The organism is Rhizobium sp. SG_E_25_P2 (assembly GCF_029892285.1).
Classification (GTDB): Bacteria; Pseudomonadota; Alphaproteobacteria; order Rhizobiales; family Rhizobiaceae; genus Rhizobium_E.
Window position 1 is genome coordinate 107,699 of the sequence record NZ_JARXVM010000002.1, and the last position, 18,066, is coordinate 125,764.

The window sequence follows — 18,066 nt, forward strand, 5'->3', positions numbered from 1 at the left end:
CCCTTGTGGGGAGGGGTTTGGGGCGGGGTCTTTATGGAGCCCGCCATAAGACGTTAAGCCCCAAACGGCCTGAGCAGATCGCGGCTGATGATATGCCGCTGGATCTCGGATGTGCCATCCCAGATGCGCTCGACGCGGGCGTCGCGCCAGAAGCGGGCGAGCGGCAGATCGTCCATAAGGCCCATGCCGCCATAGATCTGGATGGCCTGGTCGGTGACGCGGGCGAGCATTTCCGAGGCGTAAAGCTTGGCCGAGGCGATTTCGCGGTTCGACGGCTTGCCTTGATCCAGCAGCCAGGCGCCGTGCAGGGTCAGGAAATCGGCGGCGTCGATTTCGGTGATCATGTCGGCGAGCTTGAAGGAGACGCCCTGATTGGCGCCGATCGGCTTGCCGAACTGCTTGCGCTCGGCGGCGTAGGGCACGCAGTAATCGAAGACGCGCCGCGCCCGGCCGACGCAATTGGCGGCCACCGTCAGGCGGGTGCCGTAGAGCCAGTCATTGGCGAGGTCGAAACCCTTGTGAACTTCGCCGAGGATCTGGGCCGAGGACAGGCGGCAATCGTCGAAATTGAGAATGCAGTTCTTGTAGCCGCGATGCGAGACCGAATTATAGCCTTCGCGGATCTCGAAGCCCGGCGTGCCGCGATCGACCAGGAAGCAGGTGATCAGCTTCTTGGGACCGCGCGGCGTCTCCTCTTCGCCGGTGGCGATGAAGACGATGACGAAATCGGCGATATTGGCGTGGCTGATGAAATGCTTGGTGCCATTGACGATCCAGTCGTCGCCATCGGGTTTGGCGAAGCATTTCATGCCGCGCACGTCAGACCCCGCGCCCGGTTCGGTCATGGCGAGCGCGTCGAATTTTTCGCCCTTGGTGGCGGGGATCAGATAGCGCTCGCGCTGGTCGGCGTTGCAGCCCATGAGAATACCGGATGGACGGCCGAAGAACACGGTGAGCGCCATGGAGGCGCGGCCGAGTTCGCGTTCGACCAGCGCGAAGGTGAGATGATCAAGGCCTGCGCCGCCGACATCTTCGGGCATATTGCAGCCGAAGAAGCCGAGATCCTTGACCTTCTGGGCGATTTCCTGGCCCATTTCCGGCGGCACGAAGCCTTGCTTCTCGACCTGGTCCTCAAGGGGATAGAGCTCTGTTTCGACAAAGCTCCTGACCGTGTTGACGATCATGTCCTGTTCTTCAGTCAGTCCAAAATTCATGACGGTTCCCTTTGTTGTTATGGGAGGGGTTGGCGCCCCCCTCTGGCCTGCCGGCCATCTCCCCCACAAGGGGGGAGAGTGGATCCCATTGTCCCGCTCGCTTAGCCAAGAGGTCGATTGGTTGGCGCCGTGAGCGCTCCATTCGATCTCCCCCCTTGAGGGGGAGATGCCCGGCAGGGCAGAGGGGGGTAATTCTTGCTCTGCGCCTTACTTCCTCTGCCCCACAGACCGTCCCGCCGCTTCCGGCTTGGGCAGCGTCGCATGCGCATCGATCAGCGGCTGCAGCTTCTCCATCACCTCGGGCAGAGGCGGCACGGATTTGCTTTCGCTGGAGGAGACATGCAGCATCAGATGTTCGCAGGTCGCCACCAGAGAATCGTCGGCGGCGCGGTAGAGCCACAGGAAGGTGTGCAGCTTCTTGCCATCAGATGGCAGGATCTGCGCCTTGGTGTAAAGCGCTTCCCCGAGCTTGGTCTCGGCCAAGAGACGCACATGGTTTTCGACCGTGTAATAGCTGTGGCCGGCTTCGACATAGGCCATGTCGACCCCGATCAGCCGAAGTAATGCATCGGCGGAATCGGCGAAGCACTGGGTGTAGCGGAACTCGGTCATATGGCCGTTGTAATCGACCCAGGACGGCTGCACCTTGACGTCGAGCAGGCGGATTGGCTGGCTGGGATCAGCGGCCTCGGGCTTGGGCGCATTTTTCCAGAGATGGGCCTCGAATTCGGCGAGCAGCTTGCCGGAACCCCAGCCCTGGCCGCCATTGGAGCCCTTCAGCGTCTGCATGATGCCGACGAGGTTTTCGTCGCGGATCCGTTCCAGCTCGCGGAATCCGTAAGCGCCGGATTGCGCATCCGACTGGCTGGCGATCTTGTCGACCAGTTCGTCGGTCAGGTCCACCACATCCATCAGCTTGGTCCAGGGCCAGGACAGGCAGGGGCCGAACTGGGCGATGAAATGGCGCATGCCGGCTTCGCCGCCGGCGATGCGATAGGTTTCGAACATGCCCATCTGCGCCCAGCGCATGCCGAAGGAATAGCGGATCACGTCGTCGAGCGTTTCGGTGTCGCAGATATCGTCCTTGATCAGCCACAGGCCCTCGCGCCAGACGGCTTCGAGCAGGCGGTCGCCGACAAAGGCTTCGATTTCCTTCTTGAGGATCACGCCCTTCATGCCGATCGGCGCAAGCTTGGCCTTGGCGTCCTCAAGCGTCTCGGGCGCGGTCTTTTCGCCGCCGACCAGTTCGGCGAGCGGCAGGAGATAGACCGGATTATAGGGATGGGCGACGAACATCCGCTCGGGATGCTTCATATCCCGCTGCAGCTCGGTCGGCATGATGCCGGAGGTCGAGGAGCCGATCAGCGCCATGGGATCGGCGCAGGCATCGATCTGGGTGATGACGTTGCGCTTGAGCTCGATCCGCTCGGGCACCGATTCCTGGATCCAGTCGGCGCCGGCGACGGCCTCTTCGACCGTCTTGTAGAAGGTCAGCTTGCCCTTGGGCGGCAGCGGCGCGGCCGTGAGCAGGCTATAGGCGCGCTCGGCATTGGCCATGACTTCGCCGATGATGCGCTCGGCTTCCGGATGGGGATCGTACATGGCGGTGTCGATGCCGGCCAGCACGAACCGCGCTGCCCAGGCCCCGCCGATAACGCCGCCGCCGATGCAGGCTGCTTTCTGGATTTTGGTCATAGTTGTTCCACCTGATTAAAAGACCCCGCCCCAAACCCCTCCCCACAAGGGGGAGGGGCTTAACCTGCGGCAATCGTTTGTCCAATTCGACAGTTCTGCCCGCTGCGAGGCTGCTTTCTGCAAAGCGGGTTCGGCATCGTAAGCCCTCCCCCTTGTGGGGAGGGTTGGGAGGGGTTCTTTCCTCTTACCGCTTGGTCAGCTTCAGTTTTTCGCGCACTTCGGTCGGGCCGATGATTCTCGCGCCCATGCCCTCGATCACGGTCACGGCTTTTTCCACCAGCTGCGCATTGGTGGCGAGCACGCCCTTGGAGAGGTAGAGATTGTCTTCCAATCCGACGCGGACATTGCCGCCGGCCAGCACGGAGGCTGCCGGATAGGCGAGCGCATTGCGGCCAATAGAGAAGGCCGAGAAAGTCCAGTTGGTGGGCACATTGTTGACCATCGCCATGAAGGTGTTGAGGTCGTCAGGCGCGCCCCAGGGAATGCCCATGCACAGCTGGATCAGCACCGGATCTTCGATCAGGCCTTCCTCCACCAGCTGCTTGGCGAACCAGAGATGGCCGGTGTCGAAGGCTTCGATTTCTGGGCGCACGCCGAGATCTGTCATCATCTTGGCCATGGCGCGCAGCATGGATGGCGTGTTGGTCATGACATAGTCGCCGAGCGAAAAGTTCATGGTGCCGCAATCGAGCGTGCAGATTTCCGGCAAGCATTCGGCAATATGAGAAACACGTTCGGTGGCGCCGGCCATGTCGGTGCCATCAGGGTTGAGCGGCAGCGGCTGTTCGACATTGCCGAAAATCATGTCGCCGCCCATGCCGGCGGTGAGGTTCAGCACCACATCGACATCGGAAGCGCGGATGAGGTAGGTGACCTCTTTATAGAGATCATTGCGGCGGCTGGCGGCGCCGGTTTCGGGATCGCGCACATGGCAGTGGACCACGGCGGCGCCCGCCTTGGCGGCGTCGATTGCGGAGGCGGCGATGTCCTTCGGCGAGCGCGGCACATGCGGCGATTTGCCGGCGGTGTCGCCGGAGCCGGTCACGGCGCAGGTGATGAAGACGTCGCGGTTCATATTGAGCGGCATGAATGTTCCTCCTTCGGGAGCCTTGATGCGCATTCAATGCCGAGGGCGCTTGCTTTGCTTTGCAAATGACGCAATATTCTAAACATAATCGGAAGCTATTATGTTAGATCCTGCTGACCAAATCACTGACCTCGACATCCTCGCTTTTCCCGAGACGACGATGATCCTGTTGTCGGCGGTGATCGAGCCGATCCGCGCCGCTAACCGCATCGCCGGCCGCACGCTGTATCGCTGGCGGTTGCTCAGCCCTGATGGCAGGCCGGTGGAAACCACCGCCGGCATCTGCATACCAGTGTCGGGCGCTTTTCAGCCCGAGCGGGACAGCAAGCCATTGTTCGTCGTCGCCAGCTATAACTGGCAGCGCAGCGCGACGCCTGCGATCAAAATGGCGCTGTCGCGCACGGCGCGTCATCGCGACGTGATCGTTGGTGTGGAATCGGGCGCCTGGCTGATGGCCGAAGCAAGCCTGCTCGACGATCACAAGGCGACGGTGCATTGGGAGGATTTCGACGATTTCACCGCGCGCTATCCGGAAATCGGCACGGTCAAGGAGCGCTATGTCATCGACCGCAAGCGCATGACCAGCGCCGGCGCCGTGCCGACGCTCGACCTGATGCTGGAGATCATCCGGCGCGGTCACGGTTACTCCATGGCGCTCGAAGTGGCGCGATCCTTCATCTATGAACGCGATGGGGGAGGGCGCGATCTGTTGCCGTCACCGCCGACCGCGCCGGGCATTATCGATCGCCGCATGTCTGAGGCGGTGCGGCTGATGGAGGAGACAGTGGACCAGCCGCTGTCGCTAGAAAAACTCGCGCGCAAAAGCGGTCTGTCGGCCCGGCATCTGCAGAGCCTGTTCAACCAGTCCTTCGGGGTGACGCCGCATGTGCATTATCTGGCGTTGAGGCTGAACGCGGCGCGGCGCAAGGTCATCGAGACGCCAGCCTCCTTTGCCGAGATCGCGACGGCCACCGGCTTCAATTCGGCCTCGGCCTTTTCGCGATCCTATCGGCTGCAATTCCGGGAAAGCCCGTCGGAGACGCGCAAGCGTCTTCGCTCTCCGGGCTGACCCGTGTTTGAAGGATCAGACTGCGCTGAGCGCGCGTTCGAAATCCTCGATCAGATCATCGCCGTCCTCAATGCCGGCCGACAGACGCAAGAGACCAGCGGAAATGCCGAGCTCAGCGCGCGCTTCGTCGGTGAGGTTTTTGTGCGTCGTGGTGGCCGGATGGGTGATCAGGCTCTTCGCGTCGCCGAGATTGTTGGAGATCAACACCACGTCGAGCGCGTTCTGCAGCGAGAAGGCTTCCTTCTTGCCGCCCTTGAGCTCGAACGCCACAAGCGTCGAGCCGCCGGTCATCTGGCGGGCGATGATGTCGGCCTGCGGATGGTCGGGGCGGCCGGGATAGATCACCCGCTCGACCTTGGGATGGCTGGCGAGGAAATCGGCCACGCGTGCGGCGTTTTCCGTCTGCTGCTTGATGCGCAACGCCATGGTCTCCAGGCCCTTCAGCAGAACCCAGGCGTTAAACGGCGACATGGCCGGGCCGGTATGGCGGAAATAGTCATGCAGGTTCTCGTCGATCCACTGCTTGTCCGACAGCACGACGCCGCCGAGGCAGCGGCCCTGGCCGTCGATATGCTTGGTGGCCGAATAGACGACGACATGCGCGCCGAGTTCGAGCGGCTTCTGGAACAGCGGGGTGGCGAAGACATTGTCGACCACGACTTTGGCGCCGATCTGGTTGGCGAGTTTGGCGACGCCGGCGATATCGACCAATTCGAGCGTCGGATTGGTCGGGCTCTCAAGGAAGAACACTTTGGTGTTGGGGCGGATTGCGGCTTCCCAATTGGCGAGATCGCGTCCATCGACGAGGGTGCATTCGACGCCGTATTTCGGGGCCAGCGTTTCCACCACCCAGCGGCAGGAGCCGAACAGAGCGCGGGCGGCGACGATATGATCGCCGGCTTTCACCTGGCTGAGGATGGCTGCGGAAACGGCGGCCATGCCCGACGCGGTGGCGCGGGCGTCTTCGGCGCCTTCGAGCAGGCACATGCGCTTTTCAAGCATGTCATTGGTGGGGCTGCCATAGCGGGCGTAGATGAAGCCTGGATCTTCGCCCTTGAAGCGGGCTTCGGCCGCTTCCGATGTTTCGTAGACGAAACCTTGCGTCAGGAAAATCGCTTCAGACGTTTCGCCATATTGCGACCGCTGCGTTCCGCCATGCACCAATTTCGTCGCCGGCCGCCAATTCTTGCTCATGTGAACCACCTCAACACAAAAAAACCGGCCGCAAAAGCAAGCCGGTTTCATCAGAGAACCCGGCCTTTTTAGCTAGTTGTTTAACGTGGCTGCAAGCCGGCCGGCCAAATCACCACGAATTCCGTGGATTGGCATATCTCAAACGGCCTCCGAGGTCAATCACGGGCGATTCGTGCTTGCGTCGGCAAGGTCGGATTTCTATTGTCCCGGCAAAAATAGAGGTTGAGATGGCAGGAATTCTGGCGGATCGCGCGATCAGGGCGCTGTGGGATGAAGGACGGCTGACGTCCGAAAAGCCGCTGGATCACGACCAGATCCAGCCGGCCAGCCTCGACCTGCGCCTGGGCGCCAAGGCATTCCGGGTGCGCGCCTCCTTCTTGCCGGGGCCGAACAAGCGGGTCGCTGACAAATTGAGCCGGCTCAGCCTGCATGTGGTCGATCTGACCGAAGGCGCGGTGCTGGAAACCGGCTGCGTCTATATCGTGCCGCTGCTTGAGACGATCGATCTGCCGCAGCATCTGTCGGCCTCGACCAATCCCAAGAGCTCGACGGGGCGTCTGGATATCTTCACTCGCGTCATCACCGATTACGCCCAGGAATTCGATCAGATCGCGACCGGCTATAGCGGGCCGCTTTACCTCGAAATCTCGCCGAAGACCTTCCCCATCATCGTCCGGCGCGGCTCGCGCTTGTCGCAGATCCGCTTCCGCGAGGGACAGTCGCTGCTGCGCGAAGACGAGATGTTGTCTCTGCACCTGGCCGAAACGCTGGTCGCGGCCGAAAGCCCGATCATTTCAGGGTCATCGATCGCTTTGTCCATCGATCTCCAGGGCTCGGGCCCGGACGGTCTTGTGGGTTATCGCGGCAAGCGCCATTCCGCCGTCATCGACGTGGATGTGAAGGCGGCCCATGACATCTATGATTTCTGGGAGCCGATCTATAGCCGTGGCCGCAACGAACTGATCCTCGATCCCGATGAATTCTACATTCTCGTGAGCCGCGAAGCGGTGCATGTGCCGCCGCTCTACGCTGCCGAAATGGTGCCGTTCGATCCGCTGGTGGGTGAATTTCGCGTGCATTACGCCGGCTTCTTCGATCCCGGTTTCGGTCATGTCGAAGCGGGCGGCGCAGGCGCGCGGGCGGTGCTGGAAGTGCGCAGCCATGACGTGCCGTTCATTCTCGATCACGGCCAGATCATCGGCCGTCTCGTCTATGAGCATATGCGCGAAAAGCCCGAAGCACTCTATGGCACGGGCCTGGGCTCGAATTACCAGGCGCAGGGACTGAAACTCTCCAAGCATTTCAAGGCGCAAGCCTGATCAAGCGGCGTCTCTGACCGACAAGAGATCAGCGCGATTTATTGCACGCTCGAGCGCTTCGATGCAGGCGGGATCATGGGCCTTTCCCGCGCCGTCGTGCAGAATGCCGAGCGCCTTTTGCACCGGCATCGCGGCGCGGTAAGGACGGTCCGCCGTCAGCGCGTCGAACACATCCGCCGTCGAGATGATGCGGGTTTCCGCGCAGATCGCGCCACCGGAAATTCCTCTTGGGTAGCCCATGCCGTCCAGTCGCTCGTGATGAGCGCCAGCGATGCGGGCGAGATCGGAAAATGCGCCGATGCGCGACAGGATCTCTTCCGAATAGGCGGCGTGGCGCTTCATCGCCTCCCATTCCTCGCCTTCGAGACGCCCTGGCTTGTCGAGAATGGAGTTGCTGACGCCGAGCTTGCCGATGTCATGCAGGAGTGCTGCGCGCTTGATGCGCCGGCGGGCGGGCAAGTCAAAGCCCATTTCTTCGGCGATCAGATCAGTGAACAGTGCAACGCGATCGCTATGGCCTGACGTGTAGGGGCTTTTGGCGTCGATGACCTGGGCGAAGGCGGCGGCGATATCGTCGAGATAATCCTCATCGGCAAGTTTAAGGCTTTGTCCCGGTTCGAGGGAGAGAATGCGGGTTTCGAGATCAGGGCTGACGAGATCCGCCCAGAAATGCGGGCCGGCGACAGAGACGAATGCATCGACGACGTGAGGATCAAACCAAGCGCTGCGGCGTGTTCGCAATTCCGCTAGCGCCGCCTCCGGTCCCGCGCTCATGAAGAAGACGTCGATGACCTGTGCGGCAAGCGCGATGCGGGCAAAGATCGAGATCGCCTCGCCTTTAAGCCCCTGCGGACGTCCGCCGCCGTCAAAATGCTCATCGAGATCGAGAATGCCCTGTGCGACATCTTCTGAAAACCGCATCATCCGGGCGATTTCGGCGCCGCGCTGGCAGCGCGTTTCGATCATTTCCTGGGCGATCGCGCTGCCGTTTCTCAAGATATTGAGGACCGAGCGGAAGCGTTCGGCGAGCCCGGCCTGCAGGCCGGTATGGCTGATGACGAAACCGAGAACCTGACTGAGGCTTGAACCGACCAGCTTGAAATCGCGTTTGAAGCGCAGGTCGTCCGCCAGATAGAGTTCGCAGATCCGCGCAGCATTCGAGGAGCAGCCGAGATCCTTGAGCAGCAGTGTGTAATAGAGCTCTTCGAGCGCCTCCTCAGACAAACCCATCCGGGCGCCGATGGTCATACCGATCCGGCAGACTCTGATGCAATGGCCCGGCGGCTGGCCCTCTGTGAGGTCGAGCGCGTGGCTGAGCGCGCTCATGATCTCCGCCAGCCTGATTGCAACCATTGCCACGCTCCGTTTCAAGATGCAGACAGGATAGGGCGCTGGTCCTTCCACCGGGTTAAGGCGGATCGTTTCATCTTGACACATGGGCGGAAGTGATGACATTGAACGCCATCCGAGCGGGTGTAGCTCAATGGCAGAGCAGCAGCTTCCCAAGCTGAATACGAGGGTTCGATTCCCTTCACCCGCTCCAGAAACCTGCAATAAAATCAACAATATACAATAATGCGCGTGTCAACGTTTCAATTGCGTGTCACTGGCGGCTCTTTATGCGGGCCTTGGTGATTTTGCGACTCTCGGCAAGGCCGTCGCCACGGGAGTAGCGCGCGGTCATTTTTATGGATGTGTGAGAGGCCATGTTTCTGCCGGCTTCAAGCGAGCCGGTGGCCTCGACGGTCTCGGAAATTGCGCCCGCTCTGGCATCCATCGACCAGACATTATCGGGCACGCCGGCGGCGTCGCGGACCTTGCGGAACTTTTCCGTGTAGCGATTTTCCCAATAAGGCTTGCCGTGATCCTCGTCGATCACAAGCGGGCCGATCTCGGGTAGCGTGTAGGCCTTGAGAGCTTCGGTGACGAGCGGCATGGATGTGAGGTCGCGCGCCACGGCGGCCTTGGTCTTGCTGGTGCGGATCTTGAGCACCAGGCCCTTGCCGAGATCTCCGACCGTGAGGCCGCGCCAGCGGAACGGGCCGCCGTCCGGATCTGGCGTCCATTCGCCGATGACATCGATACGGCGGAGCGCGCTTTCGAACTTCAGCGCCTCGACGAAGCCGATCGAGGGGCATTGCAACTCGGCGCTCTTGAGCACGATGGCGCGGCACTGCTCATAGGTCATGGCGACCAAGCGCGGCTCCGGCTGATCAAAGCGCAGATCCGACAGGATGGCGCGCGCGCTCGCGCAATGTTTCAGCCGTTCGCCGGCGCCATAGGACAGGATGATGCGCAGGAGCTTGATTGCGCCGGCGGCGCGGCGGTGGCCTTTCTTTTTCCACTTTTCGTACCAGCGCTTGAAATCGGACGCCACCAGCACGTCGATCAAGCGCTCGCCGATGTTCTTTTCCAGCACGCGCAGGCTCGGCTCATAATCACGGATGCGCGTGCTGTGTTTGACGCTGTGCAGGGCTGAGGTTGGGTCGCGGCGAAAGCGCTCAATGAGCGCGGCGATCGTGCCATCAAATGGGATCGGCACTGCTGCGCCGCGCATTTCGGCGCGCAACTCCATCGTGCGCCTCTGGCATTCCACGCTGATCTGCTCGTCGGTCAGATCATTTGGCAGGCGCACGGTTCGCAGCACGGCCGGCGCGCCCTTGATGGCCCGTTTCGGGCTCCAGTAATGCGCCACCGTGCCGTCGCGATTGCGGCGGCATTGATAGCCTGGTCTAGTCCTCGATATCATCCCAGTTTTCCTTTCCATCCCGGGCGTGATCGCCCGGCAAGGAGTCAGCATAGTCATTCTCGTCGATGTCAAGCTTGGGGACGATAACGGTGGCTAGGGTGCGCAAATCGATCTTGATGACAGCGCCGGCATTGCGGGCGGCGCGGATGAGGCGCTCGATATCGGCCTGGCGGAATTGGCCGTGGCTCACTGAATATCCCCCACGCTTTGCTTGTATGGAGCCGTCAACTCCATCACGATTTTTTCAACGCTTCGCTGCGGAAGTATGGTTTTGATGCTACCGTTCCTAAAGTAAATCGGCACAATCCGGCGGGCGGACGGCCACCACACCATCCACATCTTCAGTTTCTTGCGACCTGGCTTCGCAGAAATAAAAATCGCTCTTCCTTCGATTATCTGCTGCCGCATTGCAGCAAGATCATCATCTGTAATCAAAAATCCATAGCGCTCTCGCGCTCGCTGCAAACAGTGCGCCGCATCAAGGAGCTCCACATCAGGAGCTGAAAAATCGTCCAGTTGACTCACGCTCCCCTCCTGATGACTGAAATTGTTTCCCGCCAATCTTTTGCATGCTGAAGCATGCGGTCTTGAGCTTGCCGCTGTCGGCTTTTGGCTGCGGCGTCGGTGCTGCATAACGCAGCAAATAGCTGCATTCCGGCCTTCGCCAAGTGCAGCGACTCCCTTTCCGCCTGGGGAAAACATGTGCTTTCCGAAGAATTCACTGCCAGTTGCGATAACTCGCGCTGCGCAGCCTGGAATGTCTCGATAATACTTAGATCATTGTCGACGCAAATCTGAATGCCATCGAAGAGCCTTGAAATTGCTCTGTTGCCATTTATACCGTCACTCAGCCCGCTGATAACATCGAGAATAAATCCGCGAAAAGCGTCCTTGGCAAATTGCGCCTCAACAGATTTTTTTGAAACTACTTTCCTCGCCAAAGCATCACTCTCCATGCCGGTCTCCTTCTCTCAATTCTCTTCCGTCTTGGGGGGGGGCGCTTTGCGCGCTTTGTCGCGGCGCTTCATGTTTTCGCGGTGCGTGACCATTTCCAGATGCGGGCCATCGGGGCGGACGCAGCGGCGGTTGCGGCAGATGTGATCGAGCTGTTTCTTGCCCGGCACATAGCCGTGTTCATTGGTCCACATGACGATGTGGACGGCGACCGTCTGGCCATCGAGCGACATGCGCGGATAGTCGCGCCCGCGACCCTTGTCGCCGGAGGTCGGGCCTTGCCAGATGTAGCAGCCGGTAGTTTCGTCGATCTCGACGCGGCTCATGATCTTGTCGCGGATCCGGTCGCGGCGGGATGTCATGGGGTTGCCATCCATGCTTGGAATTCCGCCCTGAGGCTGCGCCAGCGAGCGGCGGCGTCGGGGTCGGTGTTGAGTTCGGTGCGGCTCCTGACCTTGAGGAGGGAGCGCACGCGGGTGTCGATGCGCAGCTGGTCGCTGGCGTCTTCAAGGTCATGACATTCGCGCAGGAAGCGGATGAAAGCGGGCTTCTGGGTTTCGATCGCGCAGGCGCGGGCAAGGTCAGCTTTCCTCTCCTGCCGCTCGGCTTCGGCCTGGCGGGCGGCCACGGCGTCCGCCTTGGCGCGCAGCCTTTCGATGAGGCGATCATAGCAGCCAAGCAACCAATCGATATTGTCGATGGCGGCAAGGACGCGGTCGCGATCGATATGGGCGGCGGCGTGATGGACGGTGACGACAAGGGCGCCGGTTTCCGGCTCGTAAAGCCGGGTGGCGTCGGCGTCGGCTTCAATGCGGTAATCGGGCGCGCCGCCTGACAGCGTGGCGCGAAGACGATCCATGCGGCGCTGATTGACGCTTTTGGGCGAGGCGGCGGGCGTCACTCTTCAGGCCTCCAGCTCAGGCGGTACGGCATGATGGTGACGAGGTTCTCTCTATCGCGCGCCGGGCGCAGAACAAAGGCCGCATCCGGCGCCGCTAGCGCGATTTCGATCCGCTCCGCCTTGATGCGGTTCAGCGCCTCGATCGCCTGCGAGCCAATGATGGCGAAGGATATGGATGTATCGACATCGCATTCCATCTGATCGACTGCGTCGCCATCCTGGCTGCGCGCATGAAGCGCCATCGCGCCTGGCGTCAAGACCAGCCACACGCCTCCCTCGCCAGCTTTGGCGTTTGCGATCATCACGCGTGATAAGGCAGCCTCGAAGTGGTCGCGACCAAGCGTCGCGACGATGTCCAAACCCTCCGGGATCACGCGCCGCCAAACCGTGGGAAAGATGTCTTCGATGAGCTTCGTCACAAAACTGACCGCGCCGACGCGCGCCGCCATCAAATTGCTTGCCACCGATAGTTCGCAGCGGTCAGCATCAGCTGCAAGCTTGGCGATACGAAGCGCGCTTTCGGTGGGCAGCGTGACGCGGGGGATTTGGTCGATCTCAATGTCTTCGGCAAAGAGTTCTGGCGGCAGGAGTCGCTTTTCGAGCCGTTTCCCATCCGTAGCGACGACCGACAAGCCGTCTTCGCCGCCCTCTAACAGCACTCCGCAGATCTGAGGCCTGCTGATGTCGTTGCTGGCGGCGTAAGCGACGGCAGACAAAGCCGCCGACAACGCTGCGCCGGACATACGGAAACCAAAGGCGTTTTCTGCCGGCTCCAGACGTGGAAAATCACCGCCGGGAAGGATGGGCAAGCGCAAGCGCGCGCGGCCCGACGTAAACGATACGAACTGGCGCTCGGAGCCTACCGCTGCCGCCGTGATCTCGGTCGTAGGGGCGGAGCGAACGAATTCGAGAATGCTCCGGCTTTCGCAGGTGAAGGCGAAAAAACCGGGGCCAAACTCCGCTGGCAATTCGCCGATCATCTCGACGTCGAGATCGGAGCCGCGCACGATCAGCGTGTCTTCGCGCCGCTCGAACACGACGTGCTGCAGGATAGGGATGGTGTTTTTCGGCTTCACCACCTTGTCCACCTCGGCAAGGATTGCGGCAAATCGAGACTTTTCGACCGTGAACATCATGCCCGCGCCCTCGCCAGCAGATCGGCAATGGCGCATTCATGATGCGCGGGGGGCAGGGCATAGGCGCGCTCCAGTTCCTGCATGGCAAGCTTGATGTCGCCTTCGGCCATCAGGCTGTAGGCGCGCCGCACAGCAGCGGCGTCGACCAGATCGTCGCCAAAGCGCCGTTTGAATTCCGCCTCTATGGCGTCATCGTCAAACTCCTTGAGCGGCATGGCTTCGCCTGTCGCGGCGACGCAGATGGCGTCTCCGATTTCCTCGGCGCGTTTGACAGCATCCTCCAGATGCTCGGCTTGAAGGCCATGGGCGGGTTTGTCGCGAAAATAAGCCGTGAATGGCGGCTCGATGTCTGCTGACGCTTCCAGCCTGACAGTTGCTGCGGAGATCATGGCGCATACTCCTCATCATGAGCGCGCTCGGCGCGGGCAAAATCGGCGAAGTCGGGAAAGGCCTGGTTGAGCCTGTCGTGATGGCCGCCGGTAAACAGGCGGCAGAAATAGGCGGCGTCGCGATCGAGCTGGGCGGCGTATTTGAGCGCGGCGCGATGCTCTGATACCGCGACGCCGATGCGGCGGGTGGTGAACAGCGCAATGGCGATCGCCAGGACAAGGACGATCACAGCGAACCAGGCGAGCGGGGCAAGTGTGGCGAATGACAAGGTCACTGCATCACCTCCGCCGCAATCACGGCTGGCCATGTGGCTTGCGCGGCAAGCCAGGACAAGGCGATGGCGAGGCCGGTGATAAGGATGGCGGCGAGGAAGGCGTCGCGGCGCGCCAGAATGTGGCGGGCGGGCGGCAGATGGATGATATTGACATCCGTGCGCAGCTGGCGCGAGCAAGGCCTGATGCATGCGTCGCCGGCGGAGCAGGCGTCAAAGAGGGCGTGGCCGTCGGGTTCAACCGGGCGCGGGTCTGCGTTCGCCGGGGGAGCCGGCGTCATCGGTGTCGACATGAGCATGATCCTTCTGGAGATCGGGTCCGATATCGCCCGCCGGGGTTGGCCTCGCATGCTGCAAGGCGACGGGCGATGCCGGAGCCGGTCGCTTCAGGCGGCCCGGCGGCTCCAGCGGCGCTGCGCCTCGCGGCGGGCGTCGTTGCCCCAACGCTCGATCTGGCGATCGTCGAAGCCGGCGAGGGCCATGTCGTCGCGGGTGCATTGGGGATTTTCAAGGAAGAACTGGGTCATTTCTTCGCGGGTGTCGCGGAGATGCGTGACGGCGGCGGGGTGGATGTCGGCAAGCGTGATTTCGCCTGAGGCAAGGGCGGCGGCGACGGCCTGCTGGTGCTGGGCAAAGTGAAAGTCGGTGATGGGCTGGCGCATGCGGGTTTCTCCTTTGCGGTTTAAAACTTTGCGGTGAAAAGAACGGAAAGGACGCGCAATTTCCGCTTGACCGGCATCACAGCCGAGGCGCAATTTGAGCGCGTAATTGATCGGCGTCGGCCCGCATCGCACTGCGGACCGACGCCTGCCATCCCCACATGAAGCAACCATATGGAGACGATCGTGAGTGATGAAACAAAAAGCCTGCACACCGCAGGACCGCGTCAGCCCAATATCGAGATCAGATCGCAGGGGACGCGCCAGCCTGTGTTGACGACGAACAACGGCATTGGCGGAGCCGGCGCAGGGCATGGCCCACGGCAGCCAATTCCGACGCCCCCGAAGCCGGGAGGCGGCAAACCATGAGGATTTGAGATGAACCGCGACCTGGTCAAATTCAACGTTTTGAGAAATGCGCTCTACCACACGTCTCGCAGACTGACGTTTGACCGATGGAACCGATGGTTCAACTTCCTGATCATCGCGCTCGGCGCGCAGGCCGTGACCAGCTTCATGCTGCTCGTGCGCATCGATATGACGCAGACGGCGGTTGGGGCGCTGGTGGCAACGGTCGGCGCACTGCAGCTGGTATTCGACTTTGGCGGCAAGGCGCGCGATCACCAGAGCCTGCAGCGTGAATATTACCATCTGCTCGCCGATATCGAGGCGCATCTGGTCGCCGATGATGCGCAGCTCGCCAACTGGCAATCGCAGATGACGCGCATCGCCGCTGATGAGCCGCCCGTGCTGCGGGCGCTTGATTCCAAGGCCTATAACGACGCCATTGGCGCCACCGAACTGTTCGATACATCCGAACGGCTCTACATTCCGTGGACGCATCGCGTGCTTGGCCAGATCTGGTCTTATGACGGATGCGACTACAAGAAGTTGAGCGAGCTTCCGGCCACGCACAAGGCGCATCGCGTTCCCTTGAGCTTCGCTCCGGTCGAAGATACGACGCAAACGGCTGTCTGATTTTATCATCTGCACCACATCTCCTTTCCTGTTTTCTTGACCGGAGCCGGGCGGCGCGCAGGATTGGGGCCAATTGCGCCGCCCGGCGGCCATCCGCTCTTGCCGCCGGCGGGGCGGCAAGGGGTGGATTTCGGGCGGGCCGCACGGCGCTTGGGAGGAAAGCCGCGCGGCCCTTCGACAGGCTTGGAAGGAGGTAAGCGGTGTCGATGGCGTTAGTATTAGCGGTAATTAAACCGCTTGGCAATACGGCGCGGTAAAAAAACCGCCGACTGTTAGCAGCGGCGGTTCCGTCGTTGATTCGTGGCGCGGTTGATCAGAGGATGAAATCGGACGCTGTGAGCTGGCTGGACTTCACGCCCTCAAGAATGAGGGTGTCCTTGCCGTCGACGATCCATGTGTCGTCGCCGTGGGCCTTGATGTAGAAGAATTCGATGTTATCGAATGACGTGAATATCGTGAAGTCGGTAAGATCAATCCAGTCGGCGTTGCCTCTCACCTGAAAATCGGTGACGATGTCTCGCCCGTCACCTTCAGCAAAGTGAAATACATCCCGGCCTTTCCCGCCGGCGAGGATATCAGCGCCAGCGCCGCCATAAAGATGGTCGTTTCCTGCGAGGCCAGAGAGCTTATCTTTCCCGCCATCCCCAAAAATCGCCTCGCTCTTGAATGTGCCGGTGAGCGTGTCATTTTTCTTCGTGCCGATGATATCGTCGCCGAGTTCATAGACGTCCAAAATATTGATCGACATCGTCTGGAGTGATGTCTGCCCTAGCTCATCGGTCGCCGAGATCGTTATTTTGTACGTTGATTGTTTCTCGTAATCGAATTTTGTGGTGGCGGAAATGCGGTCGCCATCAAGTTTGAACCTTCCGTTCGCCGAGTCGACCAACGAAAACGATATGTCGCCACCCTCCGGATCCGTCGCCGACACCTCAGCGAATGAAGAGCCGGGCTTTTCATTTTCATTGATATCGTACTTGTTGAGGGCGATGTTTCGAGGGCGATAATTGAGTGTCGTGCCATCGCCGTCATCGACATCCCATACCCCGTTAGAGAACTGCAAATGCTCAACGAAGCGGAATTCATCCTTTCCGTCAGGCTTGCCGTCGCGTAGATCGCTTGTCTTTACGGTGAAAAAATAAACACCATTGATGATCGATTTCGAAATCGAAACGGCGTAATCATAGCTGGAGCCGGTCAATACTGCCGTGTCCGTCCCTTCCCCGCCAAGAACAAGGTCGTTGCCGCCGCCTGGGGTGAAATAGTCATCCGCAGCGCTGCCGTACAGTGTTTCGGAATTTCCGGTGCCGGGGATATCATTCGCCATGGTTTGCCTCCCTGATTAAACCTGGGCGAGCGCGACAATGCCAGACCGCACAGCAAGAAAGCAACCGCAAATATGTGAGCCGCCTTGTCATTCCCGCGTGACGGAAAACACAACGCGACCGATAATGCGAATGGTGTCGCCATCGCTTGCGCCGTCTTCAATCGAAATCGGCGACTGGTAGCGAGGATCGTCAGATTCCGGCAGCAGCCACGGCTTGCCCTCCTCATCAACGAAAAGTGTCTTCACCGTGTGCTCACACTCGCCGCCCGGCTTGCAGCGCTCAACTATATATCGCTTTCCGGGCACAGGCTCTTCATGCGTCTCAGACACATCCGCGAAGATAAGGACTGTGCGCTCTGGATACCGGCGGTTCATAGAGGGGCCACGAGTTTCTGCGCCGAAAAGTTTCACATGGGCGTAAAGTTTATCATTCGGAACGTAGACGGGGTATTGATCGTCTTCGGGCCATTCCCATGATTCAGACCATTGGCCGGCTTGCACATGGGCCGCCACAACAACGCGCCTGAAGTCGCCTTCCGGCTCGAAAACCTCTTGATCGCCGACGCCGTTCAAGAGCCAGGATGTCGTCGTCTTCAAGACGGGAGCGAGTTTGTCGAGCGTGATGGTGGAGACACCCACTCGCTTGCCGCTCTTGACGCTGCGTTGAATATTACGAATTGCATCCTTGCTGAGACCCGCTTTTTGCGAGGCAGAGGCGGCAGATATGCCGAGCGCGTCGAGGCGCTCTTCAATGCGGCTAAGTACTTCTATCATGGCGGTATTATTACCGTTTATGGAAATGTGAGTAAGCGGTAAAATAACCGTTGACGATGGCGGTTATTTAACCGATATTGCCGCTCATGTTAGAGATCAGCCAACTTCTCACACTTGCCGATGAATATGCGCGGCTTTGCGTGGTCGAGGAAAAGACCGTGAGCAGCCGCGTGTTTGATGATGGCAAAAAGCTGCGCGCACTTCGCGGCGGCTCCGACATTACCGTTGGTCGCTTTAATGCGGCCATGCAGTGGTTTTCCGACAACTGGCCTGAGGGCGCTGACTGGCCTGCCAGCGTGGCGCGGCCTGCGCCGCGCGCGCTGGAGGCCGCGGAATGAAACAGGAGAGA

Annotated in this window: 22 protein-coding genes, 1 tRNA gene and 1 riboswitch; of the genes, 5 read left to right on the forward strand and 18 right to left on the reverse strand. The window is 60.6% G+C overall.

Features of this window, described 5'->3' with window-relative positions; all coding sequences use genetic code 11:
* Nucleotides 1-53: 53 nt before the first annotated feature.
* The 3 genes from M2360_RS04390 to M2360_RS04400 all read right to left on the reverse strand — a co-directional run bounded on the left by M2360_RS04390 (nucleotide 54) and on the right by M2360_RS04400 (nucleotide 3,996).
* Nucleotides 54-1,214, reverse strand: a complete 1,161-nt coding sequence (locus M2360_RS04390) for an acyl-CoA dehydrogenase family protein (RefSeq protein WP_280773169.1) — start codon at nucleotides 1,212-1,214, stop codon at nucleotides 54-56.
* A 207-nt stretch (nucleotides 1,215-1,421) separates the two neighbouring features.
* The gene (locus M2360_RS04395; protein WP_280773170.1) at nucleotides 1,422-2,909 is read right to left on the reverse strand and encodes a carnitine 3-dehydrogenase; all 1,488 of its coding nucleotides are present in this window, start codon (nucleotides 2,907-2,909) and stop codon (nucleotides 1,422-1,424) included.
* A 184-nt stretch (nucleotides 2,910-3,093) separates the two neighbouring features.
* A complete protein-coding gene (locus tag M2360_RS04400; protein WP_280773171.1) occupies nucleotides 3,094-3,996 on the reverse strand; it encodes a 3-keto-5-aminohexanoate cleavage protein in 903 nt (300 codons plus the stop codon).
* Between the two features lie 100 nt (nucleotides 3,997-4,096).
* Between M2360_RS04400 and M2360_RS04405 the strand changes: the two genes are divergently transcribed.
* Nucleotides 4,097-5,065: a GlxA family transcriptional regulator gene (locus tag M2360_RS04405; RefSeq protein WP_280773172.1), complete on the forward strand. Its 969-nt coding sequence runs from the start codon at nucleotides 4,097-4,099 to the stop codon at nucleotides 5,063-5,065.
* Between the two features lie 15 nt (nucleotides 5,066-5,080).
* On the opposite strand, the gene M2360_RS04410 is transcribed toward M2360_RS04405, so the two are convergent.
* Nucleotides 5,081-6,259: an O-succinylhomoserine sulfhydrylase gene (locus M2360_RS04410; protein ID WP_280773173.1), complete on the reverse strand. Its 1,179-nt coding sequence runs from the start codon at nucleotides 6,257-6,259 to the stop codon at nucleotides 5,081-5,083.
* A gap of 47 nt (nucleotides 6,260-6,306) precedes the next feature.
* Nucleotides 6,307-6,385, reverse strand: a riboswitch (SAM riboswitch).
* Nucleotides 6,386-6,486: 101 nt separating this feature from the next.
* Here M2360_RS04410 and M2360_RS04415 point away from each other — a divergent pair.
* The gene (locus M2360_RS04415) at nucleotides 6,487-7,578 is read left to right on the forward strand and encodes a 2'-deoxycytidine 5'-triphosphate deaminase (protein ID WP_280773174.1); all 1,092 of its coding nucleotides are present in this window, start codon (nucleotides 6,487-6,489) and stop codon (nucleotides 7,576-7,578) included.
* Here M2360_RS04415 and M2360_RS04420 read toward each other — a convergent pair whose 3' ends face one another.
* Nucleotides 7,579-8,931, reverse strand: coding sequence for an HD-GYP domain-containing protein (locus M2360_RS04420; RefSeq protein ID WP_280773175.1), 1,353 nt, complete (start codon nucleotides 8,929-8,931; stop codon nucleotides 7,579-7,581).
* A 116-nt stretch (nucleotides 8,932-9,047) separates the two neighbouring features.
* Here M2360_RS04420 and M2360_RS04425 point away from each other — a divergent pair.
* Nucleotides 9,048-9,121: transfer RNA gene (locus M2360_RS04425), tRNA-Gly, on the forward strand.
* A gap of 60 nt (nucleotides 9,122-9,181) precedes the next feature.
* Here M2360_RS04425 and M2360_RS04430 read toward each other — a convergent pair.
* The 11 genes from M2360_RS04430 to M2360_RS04480 form a co-directional block, all read right to left on the reverse strand.
* Complete coding sequence (locus M2360_RS04430; RefSeq protein ID WP_280773176.1) at nucleotides 9,182-10,327, reverse strand: hypothetical protein; 1,146 nt, start codon at nucleotides 10,325-10,327, stop codon at nucleotides 9,182-9,184.
* A complete protein-coding gene (locus tag M2360_RS04435) occupies nucleotides 10,311-10,517 on the reverse strand; it encodes a hypothetical protein (protein ID WP_280773177.1) in 207 nt (68 codons plus the stop codon). The genes M2360_RS04430 and M2360_RS04435 overlap by 17 nt, the downstream gene beginning before the upstream one ends.
* Nucleotides 10,514-10,852 (reverse strand): hypothetical protein, encoded by a 339-nt coding sequence (locus M2360_RS04440; protein WP_280773178.1) that lies wholly within the window; start codon nucleotides 10,850-10,852, stop codon nucleotides 10,514-10,516. Before M2360_RS04440 ends, M2360_RS04435 begins: the two co-directional genes overlap by 4 nt.
* The gene (locus tag M2360_RS04445; protein ID WP_280773179.1) at nucleotides 10,849-11,283 is read right to left on the reverse strand and encodes a hypothetical protein; all 435 of its coding nucleotides are present in this window, start codon (nucleotides 11,281-11,283) and stop codon (nucleotides 10,849-10,851) included. The genes M2360_RS04440 and M2360_RS04445 overlap by 4 nt, the downstream gene beginning before the upstream one ends.
* A gap of 15 nt (nucleotides 11,284-11,298) precedes the next feature.
* A complete protein-coding gene (locus M2360_RS04450) occupies nucleotides 11,299-11,643 on the reverse strand; it encodes an HNH endonuclease signature motif containing protein (RefSeq protein WP_280773180.1) in 345 nt (114 codons plus the stop codon).
* Nucleotides 11,640-12,182, reverse strand: a complete 543-nt coding sequence (locus M2360_RS04455; RefSeq protein WP_280773181.1) for a hypothetical protein — start codon at nucleotides 12,180-12,182, stop codon at nucleotides 11,640-11,642. Before M2360_RS04455 ends, M2360_RS04450 begins: the two co-directional genes overlap by 4 nt.
* Complete coding sequence (gene dnaN / locus M2360_RS04460; RefSeq protein WP_280773182.1) at nucleotides 12,179-13,318, reverse strand: DNA polymerase III subunit beta; 1,140 nt, start codon at nucleotides 13,316-13,318, stop codon at nucleotides 12,179-12,181. The genes M2360_RS04455 and dnaN overlap by 4 nt, the downstream gene beginning before the upstream one ends.
* The gene (locus M2360_RS04465; protein ID WP_280773183.1) at nucleotides 13,315-13,707 is read right to left on the reverse strand and encodes a hypothetical protein; all 393 of its coding nucleotides are present in this window, start codon (nucleotides 13,705-13,707) and stop codon (nucleotides 13,315-13,317) included. Before M2360_RS04465 ends, dnaN begins: the two co-directional genes overlap by 4 nt.
* Entirely contained in the window at nucleotides 13,704-13,982 is a 279-nt protein-coding gene (locus M2360_RS04470; protein ID WP_280773184.1) for a hypothetical protein, read from the reverse strand. Before M2360_RS04470 ends, M2360_RS04465 begins: the two co-directional genes overlap by 4 nt.
* The gene (locus M2360_RS04475; protein WP_280773185.1) at nucleotides 13,979-14,272 is read right to left on the reverse strand and encodes a hypothetical protein; all 294 of its coding nucleotides are present in this window, start codon (nucleotides 14,270-14,272) and stop codon (nucleotides 13,979-13,981) included. The genes M2360_RS04470 and M2360_RS04475 overlap by 4 nt, the downstream gene beginning before the upstream one ends.
* Before the next feature lie 93 nt (nucleotides 14,273-14,365).
* Nucleotides 14,366-14,641: a hypothetical protein gene (locus tag M2360_RS04480; RefSeq protein ID WP_280773186.1), complete on the reverse strand. Its 276-nt coding sequence runs from the start codon at nucleotides 14,639-14,641 to the stop codon at nucleotides 14,366-14,368.
* Between the two features lie 375 nt (nucleotides 14,642-15,016).
* Between M2360_RS04480 and M2360_RS04485 the strand changes: the two genes are divergently transcribed.
* Nucleotides 15,017-15,616, forward strand: coding sequence for a hypothetical protein (locus M2360_RS04485; protein WP_280773187.1), 600 nt, complete (start codon nucleotides 15,017-15,019; stop codon nucleotides 15,614-15,616).
* Nucleotides 15,617-15,929: 313 nt separating this feature from the next.
* Here M2360_RS04485 and M2360_RS04490 read toward each other — a convergent pair whose 3' ends face one another.
* On the reverse strand, nucleotides 15,930-16,943 hold the full coding sequence (locus M2360_RS04490) for a cadherin domain-containing protein (RefSeq protein WP_280773188.1): 1,014 nt from the start codon (nucleotides 16,941-16,943) through the stop codon (nucleotides 15,930-15,932).
* Nucleotides 16,944-17,030: 87 nt separating this feature from the next.
* Nucleotides 17,031-17,717 carry a LexA family transcriptional regulator gene (locus M2360_RS04495; RefSeq protein ID WP_280773189.1) on the reverse strand — a complete coding sequence of 229 codons (687 nt, stop codon included), beginning with the start codon at nucleotides 17,715-17,717 and terminating at the stop codon, nucleotides 17,031-17,033.
* An 86-nt stretch (nucleotides 17,718-17,803) separates the two neighbouring features.
* Here M2360_RS04495 and M2360_RS04500 point away from each other — a divergent pair, with 86 nt between their 5' ends.
* Nucleotides 17,804-18,055, forward strand: a complete 252-nt coding sequence (locus M2360_RS04500; protein WP_280773190.1) for a hypothetical protein — start codon at nucleotides 17,804-17,806, stop codon at nucleotides 18,053-18,055.
* Nucleotides 18,056-18,066 lie beyond the last annotated feature (11 nt).